Origin of the sequence: Corynebacterium sp. HMSC05D03, from assembly GCF_001807205.1 — a bacterium.
Lineage (GTDB): Bacteria > Actinomycetota > Actinomycetes > Mycobacteriales > Mycobacteriaceae > Corynebacterium > Corynebacterium aurimucosum.
Map to the genome: position 1 here is coordinate 1 of NZ_KV788182.1, position 26,268 is coordinate 26,268.

At 60.2% G+C, this 26,268-nt stretch carries 27 protein-coding genes; 20 read left to right on the forward strand and 7 right to left on the reverse strand.

The annotated features are described in order from the left end of the window. Positions 1-322 precede the first annotated feature (322 nt). The 7 genes from dapB to HMPREF3147_RS08560 all read left to right on the forward strand — a co-directional run bounded on the left by dapB (position 323) and on the right by HMPREF3147_RS08560 (position 10,150). Positions 323-1,069 (forward strand): 4-hydroxy-tetrahydrodipicolinate reductase, encoded by a 747-nt coding sequence (gene dapB / locus HMPREF3147_RS08530; RefSeq protein WP_070446716.1) that lies wholly within the window; start codon positions 323-325, stop codon positions 1,067-1,069. After that, positions 1,069-1,818, forward strand: a complete 750-nt coding sequence (gene thyX, locus HMPREF3147_RS08535) for an FAD-dependent thymidylate synthase (RefSeq protein ID WP_070446717.1) — start codon at positions 1,069-1,071, stop codon at positions 1,816-1,818. The genes dapB and thyX overlap by 1 nt, the downstream gene beginning before the upstream one ends. Positions 1,819-1,890: 72 nt before the next feature. Beyond that, a complete protein-coding gene (dapA, locus tag HMPREF3147_RS08540; RefSeq protein ID WP_070446718.1) occupies positions 1,891-2,799 on the forward strand; it encodes a 4-hydroxy-tetrahydrodipicolinate synthase in 909 nt (302 codons plus the stop codon). A gap of 2 nt (positions 2,800-2,801) precedes the next feature. Continuing rightward, entirely contained in the window at positions 2,802-4,871 is a 2,070-nt protein-coding gene (locus tag HMPREF3147_RS08545) for a ribonuclease J (protein ID WP_070446719.1), read from the forward strand. 43 nt (positions 4,872-4,914) lie between these two features. Next, positions 4,915-5,556 (forward strand): TIGR03085 family metal-binding protein, encoded by a 642-nt coding sequence (locus tag HMPREF3147_RS08550; protein ID WP_070446720.1) that lies wholly within the window; start codon positions 4,915-4,917, stop codon positions 5,554-5,556. A 77-nt stretch (positions 5,557-5,633) separates the two neighbouring features. After that, positions 5,634-8,852, forward strand: coding sequence for a DNA translocase FtsK 4TM domain-containing protein (locus HMPREF3147_RS08555; RefSeq protein WP_070446721.1), 3,219 nt, complete (start codon positions 5,634-5,636; stop codon positions 8,850-8,852). Between the two features lie 179 nt (positions 8,853-9,031). After that, on the forward strand, positions 9,032-10,150 hold the full coding sequence (locus tag HMPREF3147_RS08560) for a TerC/Alx family metal homeostasis membrane protein (protein WP_070446722.1): 1,119 nt from the start codon (positions 9,032-9,034) through the stop codon (positions 10,148-10,150). A gap of 17 nt (positions 10,151-10,167) precedes the next feature. Here the strand turns inward: HMPREF3147_RS08560 and HMPREF3147_RS08565 are convergent, their stop codons facing one another. Beyond that, positions 10,168-10,458, reverse strand: a complete 291-nt coding sequence (locus tag HMPREF3147_RS08565; protein ID WP_010190299.1) for a YciI family protein — start codon at positions 10,456-10,458, stop codon at positions 10,168-10,170. 47 nt (positions 10,459-10,505) lie between these two features. Here HMPREF3147_RS08565 and pgsA point away from each other — a divergent pair, with 47 nt between their 5' ends. The 4 genes from pgsA (at position 10,506) to HMPREF3147_RS08585 (ending at position 12,913) form a co-directional block, all read left to right on the forward strand. Further along, positions 10,506-11,096 carry a CDP-diacylglycerol--glycerol-3-phosphate 3-phosphatidyltransferase gene (gene pgsA, locus HMPREF3147_RS08570; protein WP_201827981.1) on the forward strand — a complete coding sequence of 197 codons (591 nt, stop codon included), beginning with the start codon at positions 10,506-10,508 and terminating at the stop codon, positions 11,094-11,096. Then, positions 11,093-11,578 carry a nicotinamide-nucleotide amidohydrolase family protein gene (locus HMPREF3147_RS08575; RefSeq protein WP_070446723.1) on the forward strand — a complete coding sequence of 162 codons (486 nt, stop codon included), beginning with the start codon at positions 11,093-11,095 and terminating at the stop codon, positions 11,576-11,578. Before pgsA ends, HMPREF3147_RS08575 begins: the two co-directional genes overlap by 4 nt. Before the next feature lie 45 nt (positions 11,579-11,623). Continuing rightward, the gene (locus HMPREF3147_RS08580) at positions 11,624-11,971 is read left to right on the forward strand and encodes a helix-turn-helix domain-containing protein (protein WP_049157573.1); all 348 of its coding nucleotides are present in this window, start codon (positions 11,624-11,626) and stop codon (positions 11,969-11,971) included. A 105-nt stretch (positions 11,972-12,076) separates the two neighbouring features. Then, a complete protein-coding gene (locus HMPREF3147_RS08585; RefSeq protein WP_070446724.1) occupies positions 12,077-12,913 on the forward strand; it encodes a PspA/IM30 family protein in 837 nt (278 codons plus the stop codon). Positions 12,914-12,916: 3 nt separating this feature from the next. Here HMPREF3147_RS08585 and HMPREF3147_RS08590 read toward each other — a convergent pair whose 3' ends face one another. Genes HMPREF3147_RS08590 through HMPREF3147_RS08600 form a run of 3 tightly spaced genes read right to left on the reverse strand, consistent with a single transcriptional unit; the run spans position 12,917 to position 14,805 of the window. Next, positions 12,917-13,531 carry an energy-coupling factor transporter transmembrane component T family protein gene (locus HMPREF3147_RS08590; RefSeq protein ID WP_070446725.1) on the reverse strand — a complete coding sequence of 205 codons (615 nt, stop codon included), beginning with the start codon at positions 13,529-13,531 and terminating at the stop codon, positions 12,917-12,919. Positions 13,532-13,534: 3 nt separating this feature from the next. Next, the gene (locus tag HMPREF3147_RS08595; RefSeq protein WP_070446726.1) at positions 13,535-14,227 is read right to left on the reverse strand and encodes an energy-coupling factor ABC transporter ATP-binding protein; all 693 of its coding nucleotides are present in this window, start codon (positions 14,225-14,227) and stop codon (positions 13,535-13,537) included. Between the two features lie 5 nt (positions 14,228-14,232). After that, entirely contained in the window at positions 14,233-14,805 is a 573-nt protein-coding gene (locus HMPREF3147_RS08600; RefSeq protein WP_070446727.1) for a biotin transporter BioY, read from the reverse strand. 228 nt (positions 14,806-15,033) lie between these two features. On the opposite strand from HMPREF3147_RS08600, the gene HMPREF3147_RS08605 reads away from it, so the two are divergent. The 6 genes from HMPREF3147_RS08605 (at position 15,034) to HMPREF3147_RS08630 (ending at position 20,778) form a co-directional block, all read left to right on the forward strand. Beyond that, complete coding sequence (locus HMPREF3147_RS08605) at positions 15,034-15,438, forward strand: hypothetical protein (protein WP_141740730.1); 405 nt, start codon at positions 15,034-15,036, stop codon at positions 15,436-15,438. Positions 15,439-15,705: 267 nt separating this feature from the next. Continuing rightward, positions 15,706-16,839 (forward strand): recombinase RecA, encoded by a 1,134-nt coding sequence (gene recA / locus HMPREF3147_RS08610; RefSeq protein ID WP_070446729.1) that lies wholly within the window; start codon positions 15,706-15,708, stop codon positions 16,837-16,839. Between the two features lie 9 nt (positions 16,840-16,848). Further along, positions 16,849-17,448 carry a recombination regulator RecX gene (gene recX / locus HMPREF3147_RS08615; RefSeq protein ID WP_070446730.1) on the forward strand — a complete coding sequence of 200 codons (600 nt, stop codon included), beginning with the start codon at positions 16,849-16,851 and terminating at the stop codon, positions 17,446-17,448. A gap of 8 nt (positions 17,449-17,456) precedes the next feature. Continuing rightward, positions 17,457-19,007 carry a tRNA (N6-isopentenyl adenosine(37)-C2)-methylthiotransferase MiaB gene (gene miaB, locus HMPREF3147_RS08620; RefSeq protein ID WP_210384585.1) on the forward strand — a complete coding sequence of 517 codons (1,551 nt, stop codon included), beginning with the start codon at positions 17,457-17,459 and terminating at the stop codon, positions 19,005-19,007. Positions 19,008-19,028: 21 nt separating this feature from the next. Beyond that, the gene (locus tag HMPREF3147_RS08625) at positions 19,029-19,661 is read left to right on the forward strand and encodes an Rv2732c family membrane protein (RefSeq protein ID WP_070446732.1); all 633 of its coding nucleotides are present in this window, start codon (positions 19,029-19,031) and stop codon (positions 19,659-19,661) included. Between the two features lie 28 nt (positions 19,662-19,689). Beyond that, positions 19,690-20,778: an alkene reductase gene (locus HMPREF3147_RS08630; protein WP_083276477.1), complete on the forward strand. Its 1,089-nt coding sequence runs from the start codon at positions 19,690-19,692 to the stop codon at positions 20,776-20,778. Here HMPREF3147_RS08630 and HMPREF3147_RS08635 read toward each other — a convergent pair. Both HMPREF3147_RS08635 and HMPREF3147_RS08640 read right to left on the reverse strand, forming a co-directional pair. Further along, positions 20,760-21,836 carry a GNAT family N-acetyltransferase gene (locus tag HMPREF3147_RS08635; protein WP_070446733.1) on the reverse strand — a complete coding sequence of 359 codons (1,077 nt, stop codon included), beginning with the start codon at positions 21,834-21,836 and terminating at the stop codon, positions 20,760-20,762. The two genes, HMPREF3147_RS08630 and HMPREF3147_RS08635, sit on opposite strands and share 19 nt — an antisense overlap. A gap of 15 nt (positions 21,837-21,851) precedes the next feature. Continuing rightward, positions 21,852-23,168, reverse strand: coding sequence for a DUF349 domain-containing protein (locus tag HMPREF3147_RS08640; protein WP_070446734.1), 1,317 nt, complete (start codon positions 23,166-23,168; stop codon positions 21,852-21,854). A 131-nt stretch (positions 23,169-23,299) separates the two neighbouring features. Between HMPREF3147_RS08640 and HMPREF3147_RS08645 the strand changes: the two genes are divergently transcribed. From HMPREF3147_RS08645 to dapF, 3 genes are read left to right on the forward strand one after another with little or no spacing between them, the layout of a single operon-like run. Further along, positions 23,300-23,932 (forward strand): hypothetical protein, encoded by a 633-nt coding sequence (locus HMPREF3147_RS08645; protein WP_070446735.1) that lies wholly within the window; start codon positions 23,300-23,302, stop codon positions 23,930-23,932. Beyond that, positions 23,932-24,858 (forward strand): tRNA (adenosine(37)-N6)-dimethylallyltransferase MiaA, encoded by a 927-nt coding sequence (gene miaA / locus HMPREF3147_RS08650; protein WP_070446946.1) that lies wholly within the window; start codon positions 23,932-23,934, stop codon positions 24,856-24,858. The genes HMPREF3147_RS08645 and miaA overlap by 1 nt, the downstream gene beginning before the upstream one ends. A gap of 11 nt (positions 24,859-24,869) precedes the next feature. Further along, entirely contained in the window at positions 24,870-25,706 is an 837-nt protein-coding gene (gene dapF, locus HMPREF3147_RS08655; RefSeq protein ID WP_070446736.1) for a diaminopimelate epimerase, read from the forward strand. Between the two features lie 18 nt (positions 25,707-25,724). Here the strand turns inward: dapF and HMPREF3147_RS08660 are convergent, their stop codons facing one another. After that, complete coding sequence (locus HMPREF3147_RS08660) at positions 25,725-26,258, reverse strand: hypothetical protein (RefSeq protein ID WP_070446737.1); 534 nt, start codon at positions 26,256-26,258, stop codon at positions 25,725-25,727. Positions 26,259-26,268 lie beyond the last annotated feature (10 nt).

Here is a 26,268-nt window from a genome sequence, read left to right on the forward strand (position 1 = left end):
GTAGCAGTGGTGGTCATGGTATCTCCCCCGAGATAAACATGTATTAGAAGAAGTGTTCTAACCATGATTCTAGCGGCCACCGCCCCACATAGCCATAGCCAGCACTAAATTCATGTCAAGTCGTCACTATAAACGGGGGTAGCCACCATGGGTTAGCCAGGACATTCGATGCCGAATGATTTGAGTGGCGTCGCCTGTGTCCGCAACGAAAGGAAGAAAATGCGTATTAAAGGCAGCCTTTTGAGCCCTGTCTGAAACCTCGCCGGTGTCAGGGATAGACTGGGCACAGTTAACCGCACGAACACGTATGAAGGGATTGTGAATGACTATCAAGGTAGGCGTCTTGGGGGCTAAAGGGCGCGTGGGCCAAGCAATCGTGGAAGGCGTTAATGCGGCAGAGGATTTGGAGCTAGTTGCTTCCATCGACCGCGGGACCCCGTTGGAGAAGCTGGTTGAATCTGGTGCCGAGGTCGCCGTCGACTTCACCCAGCCGGCATCGGTCATGGATAATCTAGAGTTTTGCATCGCACATGGCATCCACGCTGTTGTGGGGACCACGGGATTCGATTCAGAACGCCTAGCCAAGGTGGAGGAGTGGACTCAGAAAGAGGACGCCGGCAACGTTCTCATCGCCCCGAACTTCGCTATTTCAGCTGTACTGACCATGGTGTTTGCCGCACAGGCGGCGAAGTTCTTTGACAGTGCCGAGGTAGTTGAATACCACCACCCGAACAAGCTCGATGCGCCGTCCGGTACCGCGGTCCATACTGCGCAGGGCATTGCAAAGGCTCGCCAGGAGGCAGGCTTGGACGCTATGCCGGACAAGACCGAGCAGTCTCTCGACGGAGCGCGCGGCGCAGACGTCGATGGTGTTCACGTCCACGCAGTCCGTATGCAGGGAATGGTGGCTCATGAAGAAGTTATTTTCGGCACTCAAGGCCAGTCCTTGACCATCCGTCAGGATTCCTATGACCGCTCTTCCTTTACCCCCGGTGTTCTGCTGGGTGTACGAGAAATTGCATCCCACCCAGGCTTGACCGTGGGACTTGAGAAGTACTTGGGGCTGTAATGGCAAAAGTCTCTGAGCTTGATGTCCAGCTCATTGCGGCAACCGCTTTCCATGCGCCGCGAGGAGTGGACTGGGAGGTTGATGAGGGGGCGTCGGAAAGCGAGGCTCTAGTCGAATTTGCCGGGCGCGCCTGTTATGAGTCCTTCGACAAGCCGAATCCCCGTACCGCCTCAAATCAGGCCTATCTGCACCACATTCTGGAGGTAGGCCACGATGCATTGCTGGAGCATGCCACGGCGACGCTCTATATACGGGGACTGTCGCGGTCGGCGTCGCATGAGCTGGTTCGCCACCGTCATTTCTCCTTCTCGCAGCTCTCGCAGCGCTTTGTGCATTCCGAGGAAGCAGAGGTAGTTCTGCCCAAATTCATTGCGGAGGATGAACAGCTAACGCGGTTGACCTTGCAGGCGGCCGACGAAGCGAGGTTTGTCTACGAGGAGCTCCTTGACGCTCTCGAGTCCAAGCTGGAAGAGGAGCCAAATGCATTGCTGCGCAAGAAACAGGCTCGACAAGCAGCGCGTGCGGTATTACCCAATCTCACGGAATCCCGCATCGTCGTGACGGGAAACTATCGCGCGTGGCGTCACTTTATTGGCGCGCGGGCGACTGAACAGGCCGATACAGAGATGCGCCAGCTCGCCGTCACGTGTTTAAAGCTCTTGCGGGAGCAATCGCCGGTGGTTTTCGACGACTTCCATATCACCACCCTGGCTGACGGTACCGAAATGGCCTCGAGTCCCTACGCTTAAAGCACTCAGTAGGAGACTCGCGCACGACCCCGATGCGGCCAATGGGGGCGAAAGCAGGTAATCTTGACGCCTATGAGCACAGGTATGACAGCACAGGCAGGCGTCGACACCTTCGGACGCGTAGGCGTAGCTATGGTCACTCCATTTGACCAGGACGGCGGCTTGGACGTGTCCGCTGGTCGTCGCCTAGCAGCTCATTTGGTTGATAACGGCGTAGATTCGCTCATTTTGTCTGGGACCACGGGCGAATCACCGACGACGTCGTTGGATGAGAAACTGGAGCTGTTCGCAGCTGTAAAGGAAGAGGTAGGCGGCCGCGCTAAGTTGTGCGCTGGTGCGGGAACTAATAACACCGCCACCAGTATTGAGGCAGCGCGCGCTTTCGCTGATGCGGGAGCAGACAGCCTTCTGGTCGTGACCCCGTATTACTCCAAGCCTTCCCAGGCTGGTGTGTACGCGCACTTTAGCGCTGTGGCTGACGCCGTGGACCTCCCAATTTGTCTGTACGACATTCCTGGCCGCTCGGGCATTCCGATTGAGACGGAGACCCTTCTTCGCCTCGCGGAGGTGCCGAACATCAAGGCTGTTAAGGACGCCAAGGGCGACCTTGTAGCAGCCGCACCGCTTATCCAGGAAACCGGTTTGGCATGGTACTCCGGAGATGACGGACTGAACTTGCCGTGGCTGGCCCTCGGTGCTTCGGGCGTTATTTCCGTGATTGGCCATATTGCTCCGCGGGCCCTGGCTGATCTCTGCGTAGCCTTCGATGAAGGCGATATTGCACGTGCACGAGAGATTAACGCGAAAACTTTGTCCCCGCTCGTCGAGGCACAAGGTCGCCTCGGAGGAGTAACTCTTGTTAAAGCTGCCCTGCGCCTGCAGGGTATTGAAGTTGGAGAACCTCGTCTCCCAGTTACCGCGGCTGACGCGGAGGAGATCGAGGCTCTCCGCCACGATTTGGAAAAGGCTGGAGTCCTTTAAGAATGACTGAATCCCGTAATCGCTCCCGCAAGGTAACCCGTAAGGCGGGTCCGCCTTCGGAGACTGAGACCGCCTCGAATGAGGCGGCTTCGCCGGTTTTCCAAGCGCCGAACGAATCGGCTGCTTCCGGCGCCACCTCTAAGGAGTCTGGAAACTCTGACGACGGCAACCGTCGTTCCCGTTCTCGTGGTTCCCGTGGCGGCCGTGGTCGCGGCCGCGGCGGCAACAACAACCACAACAACGGCAATAGCAACAACGGTGGTCGTAACAACCGTAACCGCAACAACAACCGCGGTCGCCGCAATGTGCCCAAGTCCATGCAGGGCGCGGACTTGACTAAGCGTCTGCCAGAGCCGCCGAAGCAGCAGAAGGATTCGCTGCGTATTTATGCTCTGGGCGGTATTTCTGAGATCGGTCGAAACATGACCGTCTTCGAGTACCAGGACGAAATGCTCATCATCGACTGTGGTGTGCTCTTCCCGTCCTCCGGTGAGCCGGGCGTGGACCTGATTCTCCCGGACTTTGGCCCGATTGAGAAGAAGATTCACAAGGTCAAGGCGCTCGTCGTCACCCACGCACACGAGGACCACATCGGTGCGATTCCGTGGCTGCTGAAGCTGCGCCCGGATATCCCGATCGTGGCTTCGCGCTTCACCATTGCGCTGATCGCGGCCAAGTGTAAGGAGCACCGCCAGAAGCCGAAGTTCGTAGAGGTCAACGAGAAGTCCGATGTGAACTACGGTCCGTTCCGCTGCCGTTTCTGGGCAGTGAACCACTCCGTCCCGGATGCGCTTGGCGTCATGCTGGGTACCCCGGCCGGCAACATCATCCACACCGGTGATATCAAGCTGGACCAGACCCCACTGGATAATCGTCCGACGGATCTGCCGGCCCTGTCGCGTTACGGCGATGAGGGCGTGGACCTCATGCTGTGTGACTCCACCAACGCCAACATTCCGGGTGTGTCCGCCTCTGAGGGCGACATTCCGGCAACATTTAAGCGCCTGGTGTCTGGGGCCAAGCAACGTGTGATCATCGCCTCCTTCGCCTCCAACGTTTACCGCGTGCAGGCGGCTATCGACGCCGCCGTCGCCGCCGGCCGCAAGGTTGCCTTCAACGGTCGCTCCATGATGCGCAACATGGAAATTGCGGAGAAGATGGGCTTCCTCAAGGTGCCGCGCGGCACCATTATCCCGATCGATGAAGCAGCCAAGATGGCTCCGCACAAGGTGCTGCTCATTACCACCGGTACCCAGGGCGAGCCGATGGCGGCGCTGTCCCGCATGGCCCGCCGCGAGCACCGCCAGATCACGGTCCGCGATGGTGACCTCATCATCTTCTCCTCCTCCCTGATTCCGGGTAACGAGGAAGCCGTGTTTGGCGTTATCAACATGCTCTCTCAGATTGGTGCTGAAGTCATCACCAACAAGGAAGCTAAGGTTCACGCCTCCGGCCACGGCTACGGGGGCGAGCTGCTCTTCCTTTACAACGCTGCCCGCCCGAAGAACGCGATGCCGGTGCACGGTGAGTGGCGCCACCTCCGCGCGAACAAGGAGCTGGCTATTTCCACCGGTGTGGCCCGCGACCGCGTGGTCTTGGCTCAGAACGGTGTTGTCGTCGATCTGCGCAACGGCCGCGCTGAAGTTGTCGGCCAGATCCCTGTGGGCAACCTCTACGTCGATGGTGTGTCGATGGGTGATGTCGACGCAGATACCCTGGCGGACCGCACCAACCTGGGTGCTGGCGGCGTTGTTTCCATCACCTGCGTCATTGATAACCGCACCTCGCGCCTGCTCGAGCACCCGACGGTGTCCACAACGGGCTTCTCCGACGATGACCGCGGAATCGTGCCCGAGGTGGCTGAGATGGTGGAGAACACCATGAATGACCTCGCAGCGGAGGGTGAGAACGATACCTACCGCATGGTGCAGAAGCTGCGCCGCAAGGTGTCGAAGCTCATGGATTCCAAGTACAAGCGCGAGCCGGTGATTCTGCCGACCATTGTGCCGACGAACTCGGATATCTTGCTGCCTGACGACGACGAAGTTCACGCTTCCCGTGAATCGCTCTAGGCTTTAGGCCAACAGCGCCCCAGCGTTCCCGTCTTTGGTGGGTATGCTGGGGCGCATGTCGTTTTCCTCAAGCGAGCGCGCCAAAATGGTGGCGTTATTTCATGAACTTGGTCCCGACGCACCGACGTTGTGCGTGGGCTGGTCGGCCCATGACCTCATAACGCATTTGTGGGTTCGTGAGAACCGCCCTGATGCTGCGATCGGGGCTTTTATCCCGGCACTGTCTTCTCATGCTGATGACATCGCTAGGAAGATTCGTGCGCAGAAGGCATATGAGGAGCTTGTTGATTCCTGGGGTAGGGGAGCGGGCAGACTCAATCCTCTGCGCTATGCGGACCCAGTATTCAATGCTGCGGAGCACTTTGTCCATCATGAGGATCTTCGCCGCGCCAATGGTCACACTGAACCGCGGGATTTGTCACGAGCCGCACACGCCGAGCTTCGTGCGCCGTTGAAACTACTAGGCACACGGCTGTTATCACGTTCTCGCCGTCCTGTCGTGCTGGAACCACAGGGCTTTCCACCGATCGTGGCCGCGGATAAGCGGCGCGTTTCGGAGCAAGGCGATGCAGTGGTGCGGGTGCGTGGCACCGTGGCCGAATTGCTCTTGTGGGCTTTCGGCCGCGAGGCCGCGCGGGTTGAGATCGAGGGCGATGCCTCCGCCATCGTTAGGTCAAGCCTGTAGGCTGAACTGCGAAAATTCTTTAGCATGCGCGTGTGGCGTATGTGGTTAATGGTGCGTTTGCTACTAGAGTGGCAGGCATGTCTGTCAAGAACGCTCCGTCTCGCGCCTCCGGTCGAGGTCGCACCGTGAATCGGGCGCGGCCGTCGGGCCGCACAAGCTACTCGCTGACGTCTGCAACCCGCGCTGCCGAGACCTCCGAGGAGAGGACCGGCAGCGCCTTTCGTGCCGTTGGCCGCGGACTCGGCAGCGTTTTTGGCGCCACCGCCAAGGGCATGGGAAGCATGGCGCGGGGAGTCGGGCATGGCCTCGCTGGGCTTAAGCCAGCTGAAGCGGGAAGCCGGGACGAGGATCTCTACGATTCTGCTTATGATGCGCCCCATGATGAGGGGGCAATTGATGATTACGACGAGTTGAGGGAGCCAGGGGAAATTTCTGGACGCGCGAAGAATAAAAAAACTAGCAAGAGGGCAGAGGGCGCTGCTTCGTCGAAGAGCAAGGTGACCCGGGCCCATGACGTCGACGGTGATATGCCGACGACCGTTATGGAGCGCCCTACTCGCATGGAGAAGAGCATTCGTGTCTCTAATCCAGATGCGGTTGCGCTCGTGCTGATTGGTGTGGCCATCATCCTTGCCTGTGCAACGTGGTTCCAAGTCGCCGGCATTATCGGTGAATACCTCACCAATGCTGTTCGCTACGTCATTGGTGCAGGCGCCTATGTCCTTCCCGTGGCATTGATTGCGGTTGCCATCGCGCTCATGATGGACCTGTCCGGTCCCGCGGGCCATTTCAAGCCGCGCGTCGTGGGTGGCACCGCCCTCATCGTGGTGTGCATGCTCAGCCTCATTCATATTTTCGCTGGGCTCCCGAAGCTGACCTGGAAGGACAATGCCGCCGGAGAGGCCGGTGGTGGCATCGGGTATCTAGTAGGCGAGCTATTGGTAGCGGCCTTCTCCAGCTATGTGGCGGTGCCACTGCTTTTCCTGCTCATCGTGTACGGAGCGCTCAATATCACTGGCATCACCCTGCGCGAGGCATATGACTTCGTGGCCGCCCAGTTTTCCGCGCTCCTCGGCGGACTCCGCGATCGGAAGAACCGCTCAGATGAGGAGCTGCTTGACGACGCCCCCGCGGACGATTACGGCTACGCCAGCGAGGACATCGACGCCATCGCCGAAGGGCGCGAGCGTCCCGCACGCCCGGCGTATACTCCGCGCCCGCGCCCGAAGCTGACACCGAAGCAGCCCCCGAGGCAGATGCCGGATGAGAATGCCACGGTTTCCTTTGACTCCGCGGCACAGCCAGTATCCCAGGAGCCGGTACAGCACGGCCGCCCAAGCTTTGATAGCCGTGTCGATGACACAGATGAGATCCCTGTCGTGCCGGAACCGGAGCCTGCTCCGCAGTCAGAGCAAAAGGCGGCACCGCAGCCAGTATCCAAACCAGCACCGAAAAAGCGTCCCCGCGTGGACGTCGGCGGTGCCGCCGGTGCAGCACTGGGAGCGGCGGCTGCCGAGGCGTCGGCAAGCGCAGCGTCGGCTGGCTCAGCGGGAGAGGACGTGGTCTCCGCCGCTCATTCCGAGGCAGTGCGCATGTTCCAGGAACGGTCCGGACGTGATGCGCGAACGGGTGCCAAGATTGAGGATGAAGCCCAGAGCGTAGCCGAAGAAACACCCGCAGCTCCGAGTGGTGCGGAAGACACTGCCCTGGGCGGCGGCTACGATGTGCCGACGACGGACCTGCTCACCGCCGGCAAACCTGCGAAGGCACGCACGGAGGCTAACGATCGCATCATCGAGGCCATCACCGAGGTCTTTGAAGAATTCAAGGTCGATGCCCAGGTAACCGGTTTTAGTCGTGGTCCGACAGTCACGCGCTATGAGATCGAGCTGGGCCCTGGCGTCAAGGTCTCGAAGATTACAAACCTGCAGTCCAACCTGGCCTACGCCGTCGCGACGGATAACCTGCGCCTGCTCACCCCGATTCCGGGCAAGTCCGCAGTTGGCATTGAGGTGCCCAATGCGGACCGAGAGATGGTGCGTCTGCGCGATGTCTTGGATTCCCCGGCACTGCGCGCCGACCATGACCCCATGCTGATTGGCTTGGGCAAGGATATCGAAGGCGAGTACACTTCCTTCTCCGTGAAGAAGATGCCGCACCTGCTCGTGGCCGGCGCAACCGGTTCGGGTAAATCGGCGTTCGTGAACTCCATGCTGGTCTCGCTGTTGACCCGCGCGACGCCGGAAGACGTCCGCCTCATCCTCGTCGACCCGAAGATGGTGGAGCTCACACCGTACGAAGGTATCCCGCACCTCATCACTCCCATCATCACGCAGCCGAAGAAGGCTGCGGCGGCCCTGCAGTGGCTGGTGGAGGAGATGGAGCAGCGCTACATGGATATGCAGGCTGCCCGAGTGCGCAAGATTGAGGACTTCAACCGGAAGGTCCGCAGTGGCGAATACCAGGCTCCTGCCGGCTCCCAGCGAGAGATGCGCCCGTACCCGTACATCGTGTGTGTCGTGGACGAGCTCGCAGACCTCATGATGACAGCCCCGAAGGAAATCGAGGATTCCATCGTCCGCATCACCCAGAAGGCGCGCGCAGCCGGCATTCACCTTGTGCTTGCAACGCAGCGCCCGTCCGTGGACGTTGTGACCGGTCTTATTAAGACCAACGTTCCTTCTCGTCTGGCTTTTGCGACGTCCTCGCTTACGGACTCTCGAGTCATCCTGGATCAGGGTGGAGCCGAGAAGCTCATCGGTATGGGCGATGGCCTCTTCATCCCGCAGGGCGGCCGCCCCGTGCGTATGCAGGGTGCGTTCGTCTCCGACGAGGAGGTGCAGGCGGTTGTCGACGCCGCGAAGGCACAAGGCTCGCCGAACTACACGGAAGGTGTGACGGACGATAAGGCCTCGGAGGCGAAGAAGGAGATCGACGAAGAGATCGGCAAGGATATGGACGACCTCTTGGAGGCCGTCGACCTTGTGGTCACCTCCCAGCTGGGCTCCACGTCGATGCTCCAGCGCAAGCTGCGCATCGGCTTTGCCAAGGCCGGTCGACTCATGGACCTCATGGAGTCGCGCGGTGTGGTTGGGCCTTCCGAAGGCTCCAAGGCGCGTGAGGTATTGGTCAAGCCGGAGGAGCTCGACACCATCATCTGGATGATCAAGGGCGCTGACCCAGCAGAGGCCCCGAAGGAGGTCCAAGACGCTGAAGATGCCGGCGGGGTAGATGACGCTGAAGCCGATACCCGCACCGTAGAAATCTCCGCTAACCCCTCCACAGGTGCGTTCTAAGCTCCGTGTAGGATAGGACGAGTCTTGGAGGGGAGTACCCCAATCCACGGCGTCGATCGTCAACACGGCAACTGCGGTACAGTTCCCGGTCGCGCCGGCTAGCGGGACTGTGCATAGAGCCTGCTAGCGGGGGAGACCTCCGGTCTTTATTGTCGTGTCGACCGGAGGGATAACTCATTATGCATGTGCCACTATGGGTCTGGGCCATCACCATCGCGGTGATCTTGGGCTTTTTTGTTTTCGATTTCTATAGCCACGTCCGCTCACCCCACGAGCCCAGCATCAAGGAATCCGGTGGGTGGACACTGTTCTACATGGCCGTCGCCGTTGTCTTTGGCGGAGTTGTATGGGTGCTGTGGGACAGTGAACATGCGGCACAGTTCTACACCGGTTGGGTGACGGAACAGGCGTTGAGCGTGGATAACCTGTTCGTGTTCTCGCTCATCATGGGCTCCTTCAAGATTCCCCGCAGGTATCAGCAGAAGGTCCTGCTCATCGGTATCGTCCTAGCGCTGGTTTTCCGCCTTGTCTTCATCTTGATGGGCGCGGCCATTATTGCGGCATGGTCGGATGTCTTCTACCTGTTTGCCATCTTCCTTATTTACACCGCAGTCAAGCTGCTCATCGATGAGATCAACGGGACGCCCGAGACCGACCCCAACGACATGCTGGTAGTCAAGTGGCTGCGCAAAGTGATCCATGTGACCCCGCGCTACCACGGTGACAAGCTCACCCACCGTGAGGAATCCGGTGAGAAGAAGGGCAAATTCGCCCTGACGCCGCTTTTCGTTGCTTTGGCGGCTATCGGGCTGATCGACGTCATGTTTGCCTTCGACTCCATCCCAGCTATCTACGGCATTACCTCGGAGCCTTTCCTCGTCTTCACCACCAATGCCTTCGCTCTCATGGGGCTGCGCCAAATGTTCTTCCTCATTGATGGCCTGTTGGACCGCCTGGTCTACCTGCCTTATGGCCTGGGTATTATCTTGCTGTTCATTGGTGTCAAGCTGCTCTTCCACGCTCTGCACGAGAACAACTTGCCCTTCATCAATGGAGGTGAGAATGTCAGCGCAGTACCGGAGATTACGACCCTTGTGTCGCTACTGGTCATCGTCGGCGTCCTCCTGGTTACGGTGTTGCTGTCAGTGTGGAAGGACAAACGCGACCAAGCCCAGGGTGGCGTGGTGGTTTCTCACAACCACTATGATTGGGACGATTTTGGCAACAAGATCGTACGCAACAAGGAGGGCGAGCTCGTCGGCAAGGCGGACGAACTTCCCAAGTCCGAGCTGCCTTAAACTCGGGCCGCGGGGATTTAGAAGGAATTAATAACGGGATTCCACTCGCGGAAAGCGCGCCCAGTAACAGCGCCTTCGGTGTAGAAGGGATCCTGGTCCATGAGGGCGATGACATCGGCCACCTTTACGGACTCATCCTCAAATTGCAGGACGATGAGCGCCCCGCCCTTGGAATCGGTGTAGGGGCCAGAGCCACAGATCTGGCCCTTGTCGTGGAGTGCGCCGATGAATTCGCGGTGCTTCGGGCGAACCTCAGCAATAACCGGGTTAGATGGATTGTATTCATAGGAAACTGCGAAATACTTCATACCGACCATGGTAGTGCTCGCCCGAGGGGCAGGCAGGCCACGGTAGGATGAAGAGCGTGAATGATTCTCAGGCTGCGCACAAGCAATCTCAAACTACGGATGTTAACCCCGAGGTCTCCAATTGGAACCTGCCCAACATCCTGACCAGTTTGCGCATCCTTTTTATCCCCTTGTTTGCCTGGCTGGTGCTCGCCGGCCATGAGTGGTGGGCTTTCCTCTGCTTCGCGCTCTTGATGCTCACGGATAAGTTGGATGGCGATATTGCACGCGCGCGGGGACTCATCACTAACTTTGGCAAGATCGCGGACCCGATCGCGGATAAAGCCCTGATGACCGCGGCCCTCGTGTGCCTCAATATCACCGGGGCTTTGCCGGTGTGGATCACCGTGCTGATTCTGTTTCGCGAATTCGGCATTACGATTTGGCGCTTCTTCTTGCTGCGTCAAGGGAAGGTGGTGCCGGCTTCCCAAGGCGGAAAGCTCAAGACGGCTCTGCAGACTGTGGCGGTGGCGTTGTATCTTTGTCCGCTGCCAGGGTGGATGGACCTTCCGAGCCTCCTCGTTATGCTGGCCGCCGCCTTCGTTACCGTCCTGACCGGCATCCAGTACCTCATCGACGGCCGCAGGGAGAACCAATGAGCATCGAGGCGCAACTAGTATCCACGCTCAGCGAACGCGGTGAAACTGTGGCGTTCTGTGAGTCCCTTACTGCTGGTCTAGCCGCTGCGACTGTGGCGTGCATCCCGGGAGCCTCGGCGGTGCTGCGGGGTGGGCTGGTGACGTATGCGACAGAGGTCAAGGCTCATTTTCTCAACACCACCGTGGAAGAACTTGAGGAGCAAGGCGTGGTGTCTGCTGCGACTGCTGCGCAGATGGCTGAGGCGGCGGTCGTTGAAACGCGTGCAGATTGGGGGGTAGGGCTGACTGGTGTAGCCGGGCCGGACCTCCAGGAAGGCAAACCCGCGGGCACGGTGTACGTGGGGTTATGCGGGAGGGGTGGCGGGGGCGTCGCCAAGCACGGCGTCCTTTATGAGCTTCCTGCTGAGGGGCGCAACGCGATTCGTTTCGCTGCCGTTGAGGCGGCATTGAGTCTTCTCCTATCAACTCTTGAAGAAAATTAGTTGATTGTGGGAACAAGTACGACTGCTGAGCCGTTGTATGGGGTGATGAACACTTCAGTTGCACTACTCGATAAACCCACCCAGTCCCCGGCGCGGTCGACGCGGACTCCTGAACCGCTGCTGCGTGAGGCCCTCGGATTAACGCTTCGCGCCTTCCGCGCGGATAAAGGCGTGACCCTCCGCGAACTCGCCGGTGTGGCGCGTGTTTCCCCGGGATATCTTTCGGAGCTGGAGCGTGGCCGCAAGGAGGTTTCCTCCGAGCTGCTGGCCTCTGTCTGCCATGCACTCGATGTCAGCGTCTCCGATGTCCTCATTGAGGCGGCCGGCTACATGGCGTTGCCGTCGATGGATGAGGAACTTGCATCCACTGCGCCAGCTGCATCCGAGTTATAGAACTGCGGCGTAGCTCTCCTTGCTTCGCTAATATTAGGCAGGCAGAGAATACTCTGATTACCCATTTATCCACACAACGAACTGCTGAGAAAGGCACCTTCTGTTATGGCGAATCCATTCGTAAAGGCCTGGAAGTACTTGATGGCTCTCTTTGACTCGAAGATCGAAGAGAACGCTGATCCGAAGGTGCAGATCGAGCAGGCGATCGAGGACGCGCAGCGCCAGCACCAGGAGCTATCCCAGCAGGCCGCTGCGGTGATTGGTAATCAGCGTCAGCTGGAGATGCAGCTCAACCGTCGTCTTAGTGAGATTGAAAAGCTGCAGCAAAACACCCGCAACGCTCTCAGCTTGGCGGACAAGGCCCGTGCTGAGGGTGACGTGCAGAAGGCTACCGAGTATGAGAACGCAGCGGAAGCCTTTGCCGCCCAGCTGGTAACCGCGGAGGAGTCTGTTGAAGACACCAAGAAGCTGCATGATCAGGCACTGCAGCAGGCGGAGCAGGCTAAGAAGGCCGTCGAGCGCAATGGCATGGCTTTGCGTGAGAAGGTTAACGAGCGCTCGAAGTTGCTGTCCCAGCTCGAGCAGGCCAAGATGCAGGAGAAGGTCTCCGACTCCCTTAACTCGATGAACGAGCTTACCGCGAATGGCAACACGCCTTCCCTAGATGCCGTGCGCGATAAGATTGAGCGCCGCTACTCCAAGGCTTTGGGTCAGGCGGAGCTCGCGGAGAACTCTGTGTCGAACCGAATGCATGAGATTGAGCAGGCCGGTGTGCAGCTGGCTGGCCACTCCCGTCTTGAGCAGATTCGCGCCGAGATGAACAATCCGAAGGCTGTAGAGGGCAACTCCCAGCAGGCAATCGGTTCGGCTGAAGCTAAGGCTCAGCCGAACGTGCAGGATGATGCCGTCCAGGCTCGCCTACGTGAGCTGCGCGGTGAATAGAGTTTAGTCTCCGACGCCGCGCGCTTGCAGGGCCTCGCCCATGGCGCGTGCGCGACGGATCGAGCGAATGATAACCGGGGTGCCAAAGGCGGTTAGTGATGCCGTGGCACCCCGGGCTTTTCGTGCGTCCAGCACCTCGACGACCGTTCCTAGCATCAGGGGAAGTAAACGAATGGTCAGGGACATCGCTAGCGTGATGTTCTCAACGGGGACCCCGAGGCGCCCCAGAGGAGCCAGGGCGCGATCCAGGGAGTCCATCATCTCCGAGACCTTTGTGGTGAGTGTTAGCAGCACCGCCGCGCTAATGGCGGCGTAGATGGTGAGGAACATGATGGCAGCCGCCGTCAGGTCTTTCTGCCACCACTGGAACGCGGCGAGCGCGAGGAGAAGGTAGAGCGGCGGTGCGAGTTGGCCAAACGCAACGCGGAAAGGAACTCGGGCAATAGGGAAGAGGCCAAGGGGGAGAGCCAGGCTCACCGCCGCCCAAGGGATCGTGTGCACCGCCAGCGATGTTACGAGAATGAAGGCGATGAGTAGTAGGAACTTCACCGCGGCGGGGATGCGGTGAATGATGGTATCGGCGTCGACATAGAAGCCGAGTGGGATGTTCTTGGGCATGAGTTAGAGCGGGCGGGATTCCATAAGGTTCGTGTAGAAGGGGATGACCTCCTCGGGTGCTCCATCGGCAACGACGCTGTGGTTGTCTATGCACAGAACGCGATCGAAATCGGAGAGGAAGTCTAGATCGTGAGTGACGACGATGAGCTGTTGTTCCAGACGTGCGAACTCGCGGCGAATGCGGTCGCGGTTGCGCAGGTCGAGCAGGGTGGTTGGCTCGTCAGCGATGATGATGGTCGGTTCGATGACCAGTACTGAGGCCAGTGCAAGGAGCTGTTTCTGCCCACCTGAGAGCGTGTGCGGAGACTGCTCTGCCAAGGGGCCTAGGCCGAAGCGTTCGAGGGCGGCGTCGACACGCTTGGTACGTTCTTCCCGAGACAACTTGAGACGACGCAGGGAGAACTCCACGTCATCGCGTACCTGCGGCATGACGATCTGGTTCTCGGCATCAGAAAAGACGAAACCCACGCGGCGTCGGATTTCCTTGCCGTGCTTGGCGACGTCCAGGTTGTCCACCACCACCTGACCGCTGGTGGGGTCACCGAGTCCGTTGATGAGCCGAACGAGCGTGGACTTGCCGCCACCATTGGCACCGATAATGCCGATGCGCTGTTCGCTCAAGCAAAGTGAAATGTCTTTGAGTACGGGGGTTTCGTCGAAGGCGACGGAAACATTGCGGAAATCGATCTGCGGCACGGGAGCTACTTCGCTTGAGCGCGTCGACCCATCAGATCGGGGAATGCTGCATGAACACCGACCGCGATAATGACCATGACGGCGACCTTGATGAGATCGGGGATGATGAATGGGCCTTGGGCAATGATGGCAGCCCCGAAGGACATGTCAGAGCGGAACACTAGGCCCAGGCTTCCACAGAAATATTGCACAGCTAAGCCAACAAGACCAGCAATGGCGAGGATGGCGGTCATGCCTCCCTTGTCGCGCGGCGCCCGGTAGGCGATAAGACCGGTGATGGCCGGAGCGACCACATATCCAACGAGGTAGCCCACCGTGGGGCCGGCGATAGCACTTAACGCGCTGCGCCCGCCAGCCAGGATGGGAAGACCAACGAGGCCGAGAGCTATGAAAAGCAGGCCCACGAAGAGGCCGCGCCGGCCGCCGAGAACCAGGCCGGCCAGGATGATAACGGCATTTTGGAGAACGATGGGCACACCCGCGGTGGGGGTGGGGATGGAGACGAAAGCAAAGACTATGATGAGCGCGGTGAAGACCGCGACGTACGCGATGTCAGCCGCGACGGAATTCTTTTTCATGGGCCAAAGTTTATCCAGCGGGGTAACGGTGCAGCAAATGAGCCCTTTTGAACACCGTTCAAGCATGGGCTTTGGATCCCACGATCACCCCGAACGGGGTACCCTCGGGGCATGGCAGATAGGCAGGGACAAGCACGGCTTAACGATGTGATGCACCTAAGCGTGCGCGGGGGTGCAATGGCGCTTCTCTCCGGCTTGGTCATAGGTAGTCTGACTGGATGTTCGTTGATGAATTCCGCGAATGTCATTGAAAATATCGATAGGGCAGCCGGGGCGAAGGAGGGGGATCCTGGCAGCGTGGACATGCAGATCGGTGACATCTTTGATTCCGAGTATGAACGGGTGATCTTAATTTGCCCCGGTGCTTCCGAAAAAGATGTCCTAGCGGCGAGCGAAGGTACCTGGCAGGGCGGTAGTGATGAGGACGATGAGTGGGTGCCGCCTGCTGCGGGGCAGGTTGAGCTCTACCGGGATGTGCAAAGGCCCGGGTATTCCTCATTCATGAGCAGTAGGGCTGACCTTGACGAGCTAGACATGTGTGGTCAACTAGGGGAGGAGGTGGCCGTTCTTCCAGCTTCTGAGAAGGTGACTTTCTCTCGGCAGGAGCAGGGTGGCCCGTGGGTGCTCCAGTAACGGACTTGGCGCCCTGGACACGCGTCACGGCAGAATGGCCAATCGAACACTTGTGTGTGTATTGTGGAGACGTGGTCCGGTGAGCGCGTTAGGGTGCTTTCGTGGCTTGTGGTGAGGGTGAAAGGCTAATTGAGTCAAAGCCTGGGAACCAAAGTCACGAGGCGGCAGTCTAACTAGGTGCCACCTTTAATTAACACTCAAGCATTAACACGCACGTATTAACGAGCAAGAATGCACAACAACTGACGCACGATAGTGAGGAAATGAATGGCTACGAAGAAGAAGTCCTCGACGGCGAACAAGGGCGATGATCGTCAAAAGGCCCTTGATGCCGCAATGGCGATGATTGAGAAGGATTTTGGTAAGGGCGCCGTCATGCGTTTGGGCGATGATGACCGCCCGCCAATCCAAGCCATTTCCTCCGGCAACACAGCTATCGATATCGCATTAGGCGTCGGCGGTTTCCCGCGTGGGCGTATCGTGGAGATTTATGGCCCGGAATCCTCGGGTAAGACCACCGTTGCGCTGCACGCCATTGCATCGGCGCAGAAAACCGGTGGCATCGCCGCATTTATCGATGCTGAGCACGCTCTCGACCCGGAGTATGCGCGCCTACTCGGCGTGGATACGGACAACCTGTTGGTTTCCCAGCCAGATACCGGTGAGCAAGCTTTGGAAATCGCCGATATGCTGGTGCGTTCCGGTGCCATTGACATCATTGTCATTGACTCGGTCGCGGCGCTGACACCGAAGGCTGAGATTGAGGGCGAGATGGGAGATAGCCACGTTGGCCTTCAGGCGCGCCTCATGTCCCAAGCGCTGCGCAAGATGACCGGTGCTCTGTACAACTCGGGCACCACCGCCATCTTCATCAACCAGCTGCGTGAAAAGATCGGCGTAATGTTTGGCTCGCCGGAAACCACGACGGGTGGTAAGGCGCTGAAGTTTTACGCCTCGGTGCGTTGCGATATTCGCCGAATCCAGACCCTGAAGGATGGTCAGGATGCCATTGGTAACCGCACCAAGCTCAAGGTTGTGAAGAACAAGGTTTCCCCGCCGTTCAAGATCGCTGAGTTCGACATCATGTACGGCGAGGGCATTTCGCGCGAGTCTTCCATCATTGACTTGGGCGTCGAACACGGCTTCATCAAGAAGTCTGGCTCGTGGTTTACCTATGAGGGCGACCAGCTGGGCCAAGGCAAGGAAAAGGCCCGTAACTTCCTCAAGGACAATCCAGATCTCGCGGATGAGATTGAAAAGAAGATCTTCGTCAAACTCGGCGTTGGTGCCGCCGCTGCCGAAGCGGGCGAGGATGTAGCGATGGACGTGCCGGGCGCGGACGATCCGCTGACGGATGAGGCTGTGGATCTTGTACCGAACGTCGATTTCGACGACGACTAATCGGAATCAATGCCACAACCTTCACCAGAGAAACTCGAAAAGCTGCGTCGCGCTCTCGAAGCCTACGAGTCGGGTGACGCCGGCGGGCAACTCATTGACGCGGAAGCCGAAGCGGCGAAGGCACCCGTGCGTTCCCGTGCGCTAGGTCTACTGGATCAGCGGGCGCGTTCCCGCAAGGAGCTGCGTGACCGGCTCGTCGCTGCGGACTTTGAGCCAGAGGTCGTTGACACTGTCGTCGATGACTTAGCAGGGGTAGGGCTTGTTGATGATGAAGCCTTTGCCAAGGAGTGGGTGCGTCAGCGTCACGCCCGGCGAGGAAAATCGGCCCGGGCCCTCAACCTCGAATTGAAGGAGAAGGGCGTCGAGGCTGCCGACCGTGCCATAGCTTTAGAGCAGATCACTGAAGAATCTGAAGAGGCTGTCGCCCGCCAGGTAGCTGAAAAGAAGGTGCGAACCCTCAAGAGGGTTCCCGCTGACCGGCATGAGAGGGACAAGTTCTTGCGTCGCATCGTTGGCACGCTCGCGCGGCGCGGCTATAACCAGGAACTCGTTATGCGTATCTCCATTGAGGTCTTGGACGCACGCATTGCCGAACTTAAGGCATTATGAGTAGTCGGATGGGCCAGTTAGAATGTCCCCCCGTGAACTCCCCCGTAATTAATTCCCAGCCCCGCACCTATGAGGTGCGGACTTTCGGCTGCCAAATGAACGTTCATGACTCAGAGCGCATCTCCGGCCTGCTTGAGGAAGCCGGCTATTCGGCGGCACCGGAGGGCACTGAGCCTGACCTCATCGTTTTCAATACTTGCGCCGTGCGCGAGAACGCCGATAAGCGCCTGTACGGCACGTTGGGTGCGTTAAAGAAGACGAAGGAAAACCACCCGGGCATGCAAATCGCGGTGGGTGGCTGCTTGGCGCAGAAGGATAAGGACACAGTCCTTGACCATGCGCCGTGGGTAGACGCTGTTTTCGGAACCCACAACATGGCTGCCCTGCCGGCATTGCTGGAGCGTGCCCGCCACAACGATGAGGCCCAGGTCGAGATCGTCGACGCCCTGGAGGCCTTCCCGTCCGTGCTGCCGGCAAAGCGCGAATCCGCTTATGCCGGGTGGGTATCGGTATCCGTAGGCTGCAATAACACCTGTACCTTCTGCATTGTTCCCTCGTTGCGCGGCAAGGAAGAGGACCGCCGCCCAGGCGATATCCTCGCAGAGGTTCAAGCACTGGTGGACCAGGGCGTGTCCGAGGTGACCTTGTTGGGGCAAAACGTCAACGCCTATGGTGTCAACTTCGCCGACCCGGATCTGCCGCGGGACCGCTTCGCTTTCTCCAAGCTGCTGCGGGAAGTAGGCAAGATTGAGGGCCTTGAGCGCCTCCGCTTTACCTCCCCACACCCTGCCGAGTTTACGTCCGATGTCATCGATGCCATGGCGGAGACCCCAGCGGTGTGCCCACAGCTGCACATGCCGCTTCAGTCTGGTTCGGACAAGGTGCTCAAGGACATGCGCCGTTCCTATCGCACGAAGAAGTTCCTGGGCATTCTCGATGAAGTGCGCGAGAAGATGCCGCATGCTGCCATTACGACGGATATCATTGTGGGCTTCCCTGGCGAGACAGAGGAAGACTTCGAGGCCACTCTAGAGGTGGTGCGCCGTGCCCGCTTCGCGTCCGCCTTTACCTTCCAGTACTCGCCGCGCCCAGGCACCCCGGCTGCGGAAATGGAGAATCAGATACCGAAAGAGGTCGTGCAGGAGCGCTTCGAGCGCTTGGTAGCGCTGCAAGACTCCATCCAGGCTGAGGAAAACGCGAAGCTCGTCGGTTCCGATGTGGAGCTTCTGGTTCAGGCGGAAGGTGGCCGTAAGTCCGCCGAGACTCACCGCCTTACCGGCCGTGCTCGCGATGGTCGTCTCGTTCACTTCGCTCCCGTCGATCCTGCGGGCAAGGACATTTCCGCGGAGATTCGTCCCGGTGATGTCGTGCACACCACCGTGACGGGTGCGGGCTCCTTCTTCCTGGTTGCTGACTCCGGCGTCAGCGAGCACCGCCGCACGAAGGCCGGCGATATGTCGGCGGCAGGGCAGACACCTACGACGGCTCCGATTGGGGTGGGGCTGGGGCTGCCGGGCGTCGGCAAGCCCAGCGCGCCGGCTGATTCTTGCGGCTGTTAGAAGAGAGTAGGCTCCGGTTCTATGAGTGATGACTTGAAGCAGGTGCGCGACGCCGTCGCGGCAGAGAAGCGTGCAGCGAGGACCATTGAACTGGGAAAGCACAAATACGCGCTCATCGTATCCGTCCTGGCGTGGGTAGCGTACCTGGTGCTTCCTTATGCTGGCGAGGCTCGCGGATGGGAAGCGCTCTTCGTCGGAGGAACCGTTGAGGGAGTCCGGATCTCGCTTATGGAGACCGTCAGCGCCTGGCTAGCGTTGGGTGGCGTGGGTATTCTGACCACGGCCACACTCCTCACGCGGCGGACGTCTGTAGCTCTCGCCGCATGGATGATGGTGACCATCTCCTTTTTCGTCAACTTATGGGGCTTCTGGTACCGCGGCGGCGCCGCTGAGGGTGCTTCCATCGGCATGTACGCGGGTGCTATCTCGACGTTGGTGGCCTTTCTTGTGTACTGCCAAGTTGCGTTGCGCCGCAGCCCTGAGCAGCTAGCCGCCGCTGAGCGTGTCCGTGAAGTCTCGGGGCAGCTTGACCACGTGGGTGTCTTGCAAAACGAAGCCGCGACTGAGCTGCCAGCGGAGCAGAACCCGCTGCTTATCGACGACCGCCGCTCACGCGCCGCCTCACGCCACCGCCGTCAGCAGGGCGAGGAATAAGCACTCCTACTATCGTGTTGTGGAGTGCATGACTACACTCTTCGACTCACTTGAATTGGGACGACTAACCCTGCCAAACCGCGTGACCATGGCAGCTTTGACCCGCTCACGGGCAGGCCGTGACGGTGTCCCCACACATGTGCACGAGACGTACTACACGCAGCGCGCTTCCATGGGCCTTATCGTGACAGAGGGCGTATTCCCCTCGATGACGAGCCGCGCCTTTCCTGGCCAGCCCGGTGTCGAAACTCCAGAGCAGATTGCCGGGTGGCGTCGCGTGACGGAGTCCGTCCATGAGGCCGGCGGGCGCATTTTCATGCAGGTAATGAATGGCGGGCGCCTGTCTCATGCCAGTCTCCTCGAAGGGGCACAGCCGGTAGCGCCCTCCGCAGTGGCCTCTGGGACTGCGGTCAGAGATTTTGAGTCCCGCAAAGAGTGCCCGGTTCCCCGAGCCCTCGACGTTGAAGAGCTACCTCGCATCATCGGAGAGTTCCGTCAGGCCGCTCGCAACGCCATCGACGCAGGGATGGATGGCGTAGAGATCCATGGCGCCAATGGCTACCTTCTGCATCAATTCCTTTCCCCGAGCTCCAATCACCGAGAGGATGCTTATGGTGGAAACCCAGAGAATCGCTATCGCCTCGTGGAGGAAATCCTCCGTGCTGTGGCCGAGGAGATCGGTGCAGACCGTCTCGCACTGCGGCTGTCGCCACAACACAATATTCAGGGCATCGAGGAAACTGACGCCGCGGATGTGCTTGCCACGTATGGAGGGCTGCTCCGTGCAAGTGAAGACCTCGGTCTGGCCTATGTTTCCTTCCTCCACGCAGAGCCTACCGGTGAGCTCATTACTGAGCTGAGCACCCTTGCACGCGCTAACGGGCGCACCCGCGTCATCCTGAATTCGGGATTTGTCCAGGTCACCCAGCGTGCCGAAGCCGAGGAGCTGGTTCAGCATGGTGATGCGGTGGCCGTGGGCCGCTTGGCCATCTCGAACCCGGACCTCGTTCGCCGTTGGCAGGAGCAGCTTCCAATCACCGCGCCGGACGAAGGAACGTTTTACACAGGTGGGGAGCGCGGCTACACCGATTATCCGCTCTACACGGTGAGCTCGTAGGCGCTGCTGGCGGAGATGATATGCGCGCCGAGGCGCGCGTAGAGCGCATTCATCGCTGGATCAGCTTGGGCCACAGAACAGTACGCCCGGCGAACGGTGGGCCAGTGGTGCGTCACCGCGTACTGAGCATGCTGCTTGGCGCGCGTGGCCAGTCCGCGCCGGCGGTAGGCGCGGTCGGTGACTGTGAGAGTCCACTCGCACACTTCGGGGTCTGCATCGCCGTGGCGCGACAGCTCCGTGAGTGCGACAACTCGACCGCGCTCGAGAATGCCGACGAGCAACGTGTGAGCCTTCCGGGAGCGTAGCCGGGCGTAAGCTTCGTTGAGGCGTTGCCGCGTCCACACGATAGGCTCAACGCTCAAGTCACCGTACACGGCGTCGGCGGAGGCAATGGTGAGCAGCCGCAGGACATCATCCAGCAACTCTTCCGGAATGTCATAGTCCGGCCACACCTGCGCACCGAGCACCGGGGCAGTGGGCTGGATGTCGACGTACATCTGACGCTCGGCGTGCTTCTGGCGAAACCCCAGTTCGAGGTAGGCCTGCGACATCGGATCGTAGGTATGGTCCGCGTCCGGCGGATACAGCATGCCAACCTGGGCATTCTTGCGGCCCAGTTGGCGGGTAAGCCGGAGTGCCTCGCGGGCGAGGGCTCGCGTAACGTCGAGAGCCTCTGGCTCTAGTTCCTCCCCAGGCAAGGGCAAGAGATCCGCGGCGAGAACGCATTCGATATCGGCGTTGTCCGTTTCCTCCAAGAGAGGAAGTGAGATATGGATGAAACCGTCGAAGTCGATTTCTGGGCTGGGCTCGGCTGCTGAAATGACCGGCAGCCCCAGTTCTCCTGCAGTGCCCATAGCAGCGGTAGTGAGCCCGAAAAGGTAAGTCACGGACTCTGCGGAGCCTTGCAAGCGCTGGAGCACACGGCGTGGAGAGCCACTGGCCGCGGGATCACCGCTGGCTTCCTGTGCGGCAAGGTTAGCGTCGAAGACAAAGCTGCGGAGGCAATCCGCCGGCTCAGCGTGTGCCGAGCCCGGCGGGGCGACTATCTGAACGAACACTCAGACTGGGAGCCGCTACTTATCGTTGACAGCAGCCGCAGCGGCATCCGCGAACTCCTGCCATTGCTGCGCCTGGGCGCGCAGTTCCTCTGCCTTTTTGGCATTGCCCTTGGCGTCTGCGGCCTCCGCCTGTGCAGTGAATTCATCCACCTTGGCTTGGAACTGGGCCACGCGGGCTTGGGCCTCTGGGTCCGTCCGGCGCCATTGTGAATCCTCGGCGTCGCTCACGCGCTTTTCCAAAGCCGAGATCTTAGACTCGTATTCGCGCACCTGCTTGCGCGGGACGAAACCAATCTCTTCCCACTTTTCCTGCAGCTCCCGCAGCTTGGCCTTTGCAGCGTCGATGGACTTGGATGGATCAATCTGGGAGTCATATTCCGCAATGAGCGCGTCCTTGGCGGCGGCGTTTTCTGCGAATTGCTTATCCCGTTCGTCGTTGACCGCGTTGCGGGCGTTGAAGAAGTGGTCCTGCGCGGCACGGAAGCGGGCCCAGAGTTTATCGTCGATCTCGCGGGGAGCGCGGCCAGCGGCCTTCCACTCCGTCATGAGGTCACGGTAAGCACGCGCCGTTTCACCCCAGTTGGTGGATTCCTTAATAGCCTCCGCGCGCTCCACTAGCTCTTCCTTCTTGGCGCGGGCTGCAGCGCGGTTGCGATCGAGCTCGGCGAAATGCGAGCCCCGACGACGGTTAAAGGAATCGCGGGCGCGGGAATAGCGCTTCCACAGTGCATCATCCGTCTGACGGTCGATGCCACGAATCTGCTTCCACTCCTCGAGGATGGCGCGAATGCGGTCGCCGGCGGCCTTCCACTCCGTCGAGTTGGCGGCGATGTCCTCGGCCTCGGCCGCCAGCTTTTCCTTCTTGGCGATTGCCTCTTCGCGGCGGCGAGCCTTGTTAGCCTGCGCCTGCTCGCCGGCCTCCACGGAATGCTCAATGACGGTGCTCAGGCGCTTGTCCAAGGCGGCAATATCACCAATCACTGCCTGCGTGGGCAGGGAGTCCCGGAGCTCTGCCGCGGTTGATTTGATCGACGCTGCATCGTCCGGATGCGCCTGCAGGCGGGATTCCAGCAGCTCGATTTCGGTAGACAGATCGTCGTAGCGGGCGCCAAAGTGCGCCAAGCCTTCTTCTGGGGTGCCGGCCTGCCATTCGCCGATCTTGCGTTCACCTTCGGGCAACTTCACAAAGACCGAACCATCAGCATCAACGCGGCCCCATTTGGCGGGATCATTCTTTGCAGGCTGCACCGGTCGTGCGGCGGGGGCGGAAGCCGACGGGCCGGGACGAGCGCCCTTGCGGGGCATGGCTCCAGGAGAAGGAATAGCGGACATGGTAGGAAACCACCTTCGGTACTATCGCGCCGCGCGACACGGCTGCCAAAACTTATGTGACACAACACTACCGTTTCCGCCGTGCAGCCGCGTGTTAACCCCGAAAAACAAACCTTATAGGATGGGAGTTGATGCAGAATCTCATGGTTATGCCAGCCTCCCCGGCTCTGGCGGAAGAACTCTCTCCCGGCGATGACGCTTCGCGCGCGCTGCTCGGCGCGGCCTGCGAGCTCGCTCGCGATGCCGCACGCATAAGCGGCGGAGGCCCTCTCAAGGTAGATATCGTGGGATCGCGTGATACTCGGTGGAGCACCGAGCATACGGGAAGCTTGCGAGCATGGGGAGCGCCGCAGGTCGACGTCGGCGGAGGCAACTTTCTGCCAGAAATCATGGCCCGCTACGTGCTTTGTCGCGCGCTTGCCCACACACCCGATGAACCAGGCTTCGTGGTGGAAGATTCCCGCGCTGAACTCGGTGAGGTCCGTCCCGCCCGCCTGACCGTTGTCTGTGTTGATGGCTCAGCAGGCCTGACCAAACGCGCGCCACTAGCCCTCGTCGACGGCGCACGGGATGCCCACCTGTGGTGCGAAAGCGTTCTTGCCGGCGGGGAAGCACACTGCGACGAGGCACGTCTGCGGTCCGCAGGTGTGCTCGAGACGAACCTCTGGGCACAGCTGGCAGGCGTGCACCCACGGCACGCGGAGCTTCGGGCAGCGGATTCAACCCTCGGGGTAGGGCGCTATGTGGCGGGGTGGCAGTGCTGATGACTCATACTCACCCGCACGCACCAACCCCCATTGCAGTGGTTGGCCCGACGGCCTCCGGAAAGTCGGCTCTCGGCGTAGCTCTTGCACACGAGCTTGACGGGGAAGTTGTCAACGTTGATTCGATGCAGCTCTACCGTGGCATGGACATCGGCACCGCCAAGCTAACGATGGAGGAACGCGAAGGTATCCCACACCATCAGCTCGATGTGTGGGACGTGACGGAAACGGCGTCGGTAGCACGCTATCAGTCCGCTGCCATCGCGGATATCGAGAGTATTCGAGCGCGTGGCAAGACTCCGATCTTGGTGGGCGGCTCCATGCTTTATGTCCAATCACTCGTGGATGATTGGCAATTCCCGCCCACTGATCCGCAGGTGCGCGCTCGCTGGGAAGCCCGGCGCCAAGAGATTGGTACCGATGCCTTGCACGCAGAGCTTGCCAGCGTGGACCCGGCAGCCGCGGCCATCATTGAAGATAAGGACCCGCGCCGTACCGTGCGCGCGCTGGAAGTCATCGAGCTTACAGGCAAGCCTTTCAAAGCCAGCCAGCCACCGAAGAACGCCCCGCCCCGGTGGGGCACGAGAATCCTCGGGTTGCGCACGGAAGCCAGCTGGTTGAACCCGCGCATCGAGCTGCGTAGCCGCCTCATGTTCGACAAGGGGCTGGTGGAGGAAGTGGAGAGCCTCCAAATCCGCGGCTTGAAGGCTGAGTCCACAGCCGGGCGGGCGATTGGCTATGCCCAAGTTCTCCAAGCACAGCGCGGAGAGCTGACATGGGAGGAGGCAGTGGAGCGCACTATCACCGGAACCCGCCGCTATGTGCGCCGCCAGCGCGCCTGGTTCAACCGCGATAAACGGATCCACTGGTTGGATGCCGCGGCTGACACGACCACGCAGGCTTTGCGTGTCCTCGAAGGGCGTTAGACTCTACAGCTATGAACTTTGCTAAAGGCCACGGAACTGAGAACGATTTCGTCATTGTGGAGGGAACCGAGCCGCTACCGCCGGAAAAGGTGGCGGCACTGTGTGACCGTCGAGCCGGAATCGGCGCCGACGGTGTACTGCGCGTCATCCGGGCTGGTGAACTGCTCGCTTCTGGAGAAATCGATGAGCTCGCGCCGGGTATTAACGCCGATGACTGGTTCATGGACTACCGCAACGCGGATGGCTCCGTGGCGGAAATGTGTGGCAACGGCACCCGCGTCTTCGCGCATTGGGTCCGTTCCCGTGGGTTGGTGGAAGAAGACACCTTCACCGTGGGCACGCGCGCCGGCGCCAAGCAGGTTACCGTGCACTCTTTCAGCGAGACTGAGGCCGAAGTTAGCGTGGAGATGGGACCAGCACAGGTGCTCGGTGTCTCCACGGCTGCGATGGCGGGGGAGAGCTTCGCCGGGCTAGGAGTGGACGTGGGAAACCCCCATTTGGCGGCTGTAATCCCGGGGCTTAGCGCAGAGGCCTTGGCTGGAAAGCGCCTTGAGCAGCCTGTCTTTGACACTGATTTTTTCCCGGCAGGCGTCAACGTAGAGCTGGTGACACCTTTGCGCGATGGTGTGATTCACATGCGCGTCTTCGAGCGCGGCTCGGGGGAGACTCGCTCGTGCGGCACCGGAACGGTGGCGGCAGCGTGCGCCGCGCTTGCCGATGCCTCCCAGGTCACCGGCCACGTCCGCGTCATTGTTCCGGGCGGCGAGGTAGAGGTGGACATCACCGAAGACGGCTCCACGCTGACGGGGCCTTCGCGCATCGTGGCAACTGGTGAAACTTCACTATAGGGCTTTTCGGGACGGCGTTTAGCGTCCGTCCTCTTTTTTGTAGTTGGTGCCCAAGGCCAAGGCGGCGCGGCGGGCCGCGAGCCAGGCTTCTTTGAGTTCTGCGGCGCGCTCGTCGGCCACTTTAAGCAGGGATTCCAGCTCACTGGTTTCAACGTGCGGTGAGTTCACCCGCGCATCGAGGCGGCGTAAGAAGCGTTGCGCACCATGCATCTCGTAGTGGAACGCTTCGATGACGGGGTTTGCGCAGTCGACGTCGACAAGCGCGGGGCGGTGCAATGTTCGGTCGGCTAAGGACTCCGCGTCATCGCTCGTAGCAAACGTGGCATAGTCCTCGAGGACACCCGTGATGTCCTCCACCGTGAGCGCAATGGAAGCCCGCAGTGCCGCATGCTCCGAGGCGTTGGGGCGGGCATCGGCGAAAAGCCACAGCGCGCCGCAGACGAAAGCAGCGAGGATGACTCCCGGCAGCTTCAGCGTCACAATCAACACCGCAGCGGTAACTGCGGCGAGAAGCAGCGCTAGACCGCGACGCTGAGATGCGGAAAAAATCATGGTGACAACT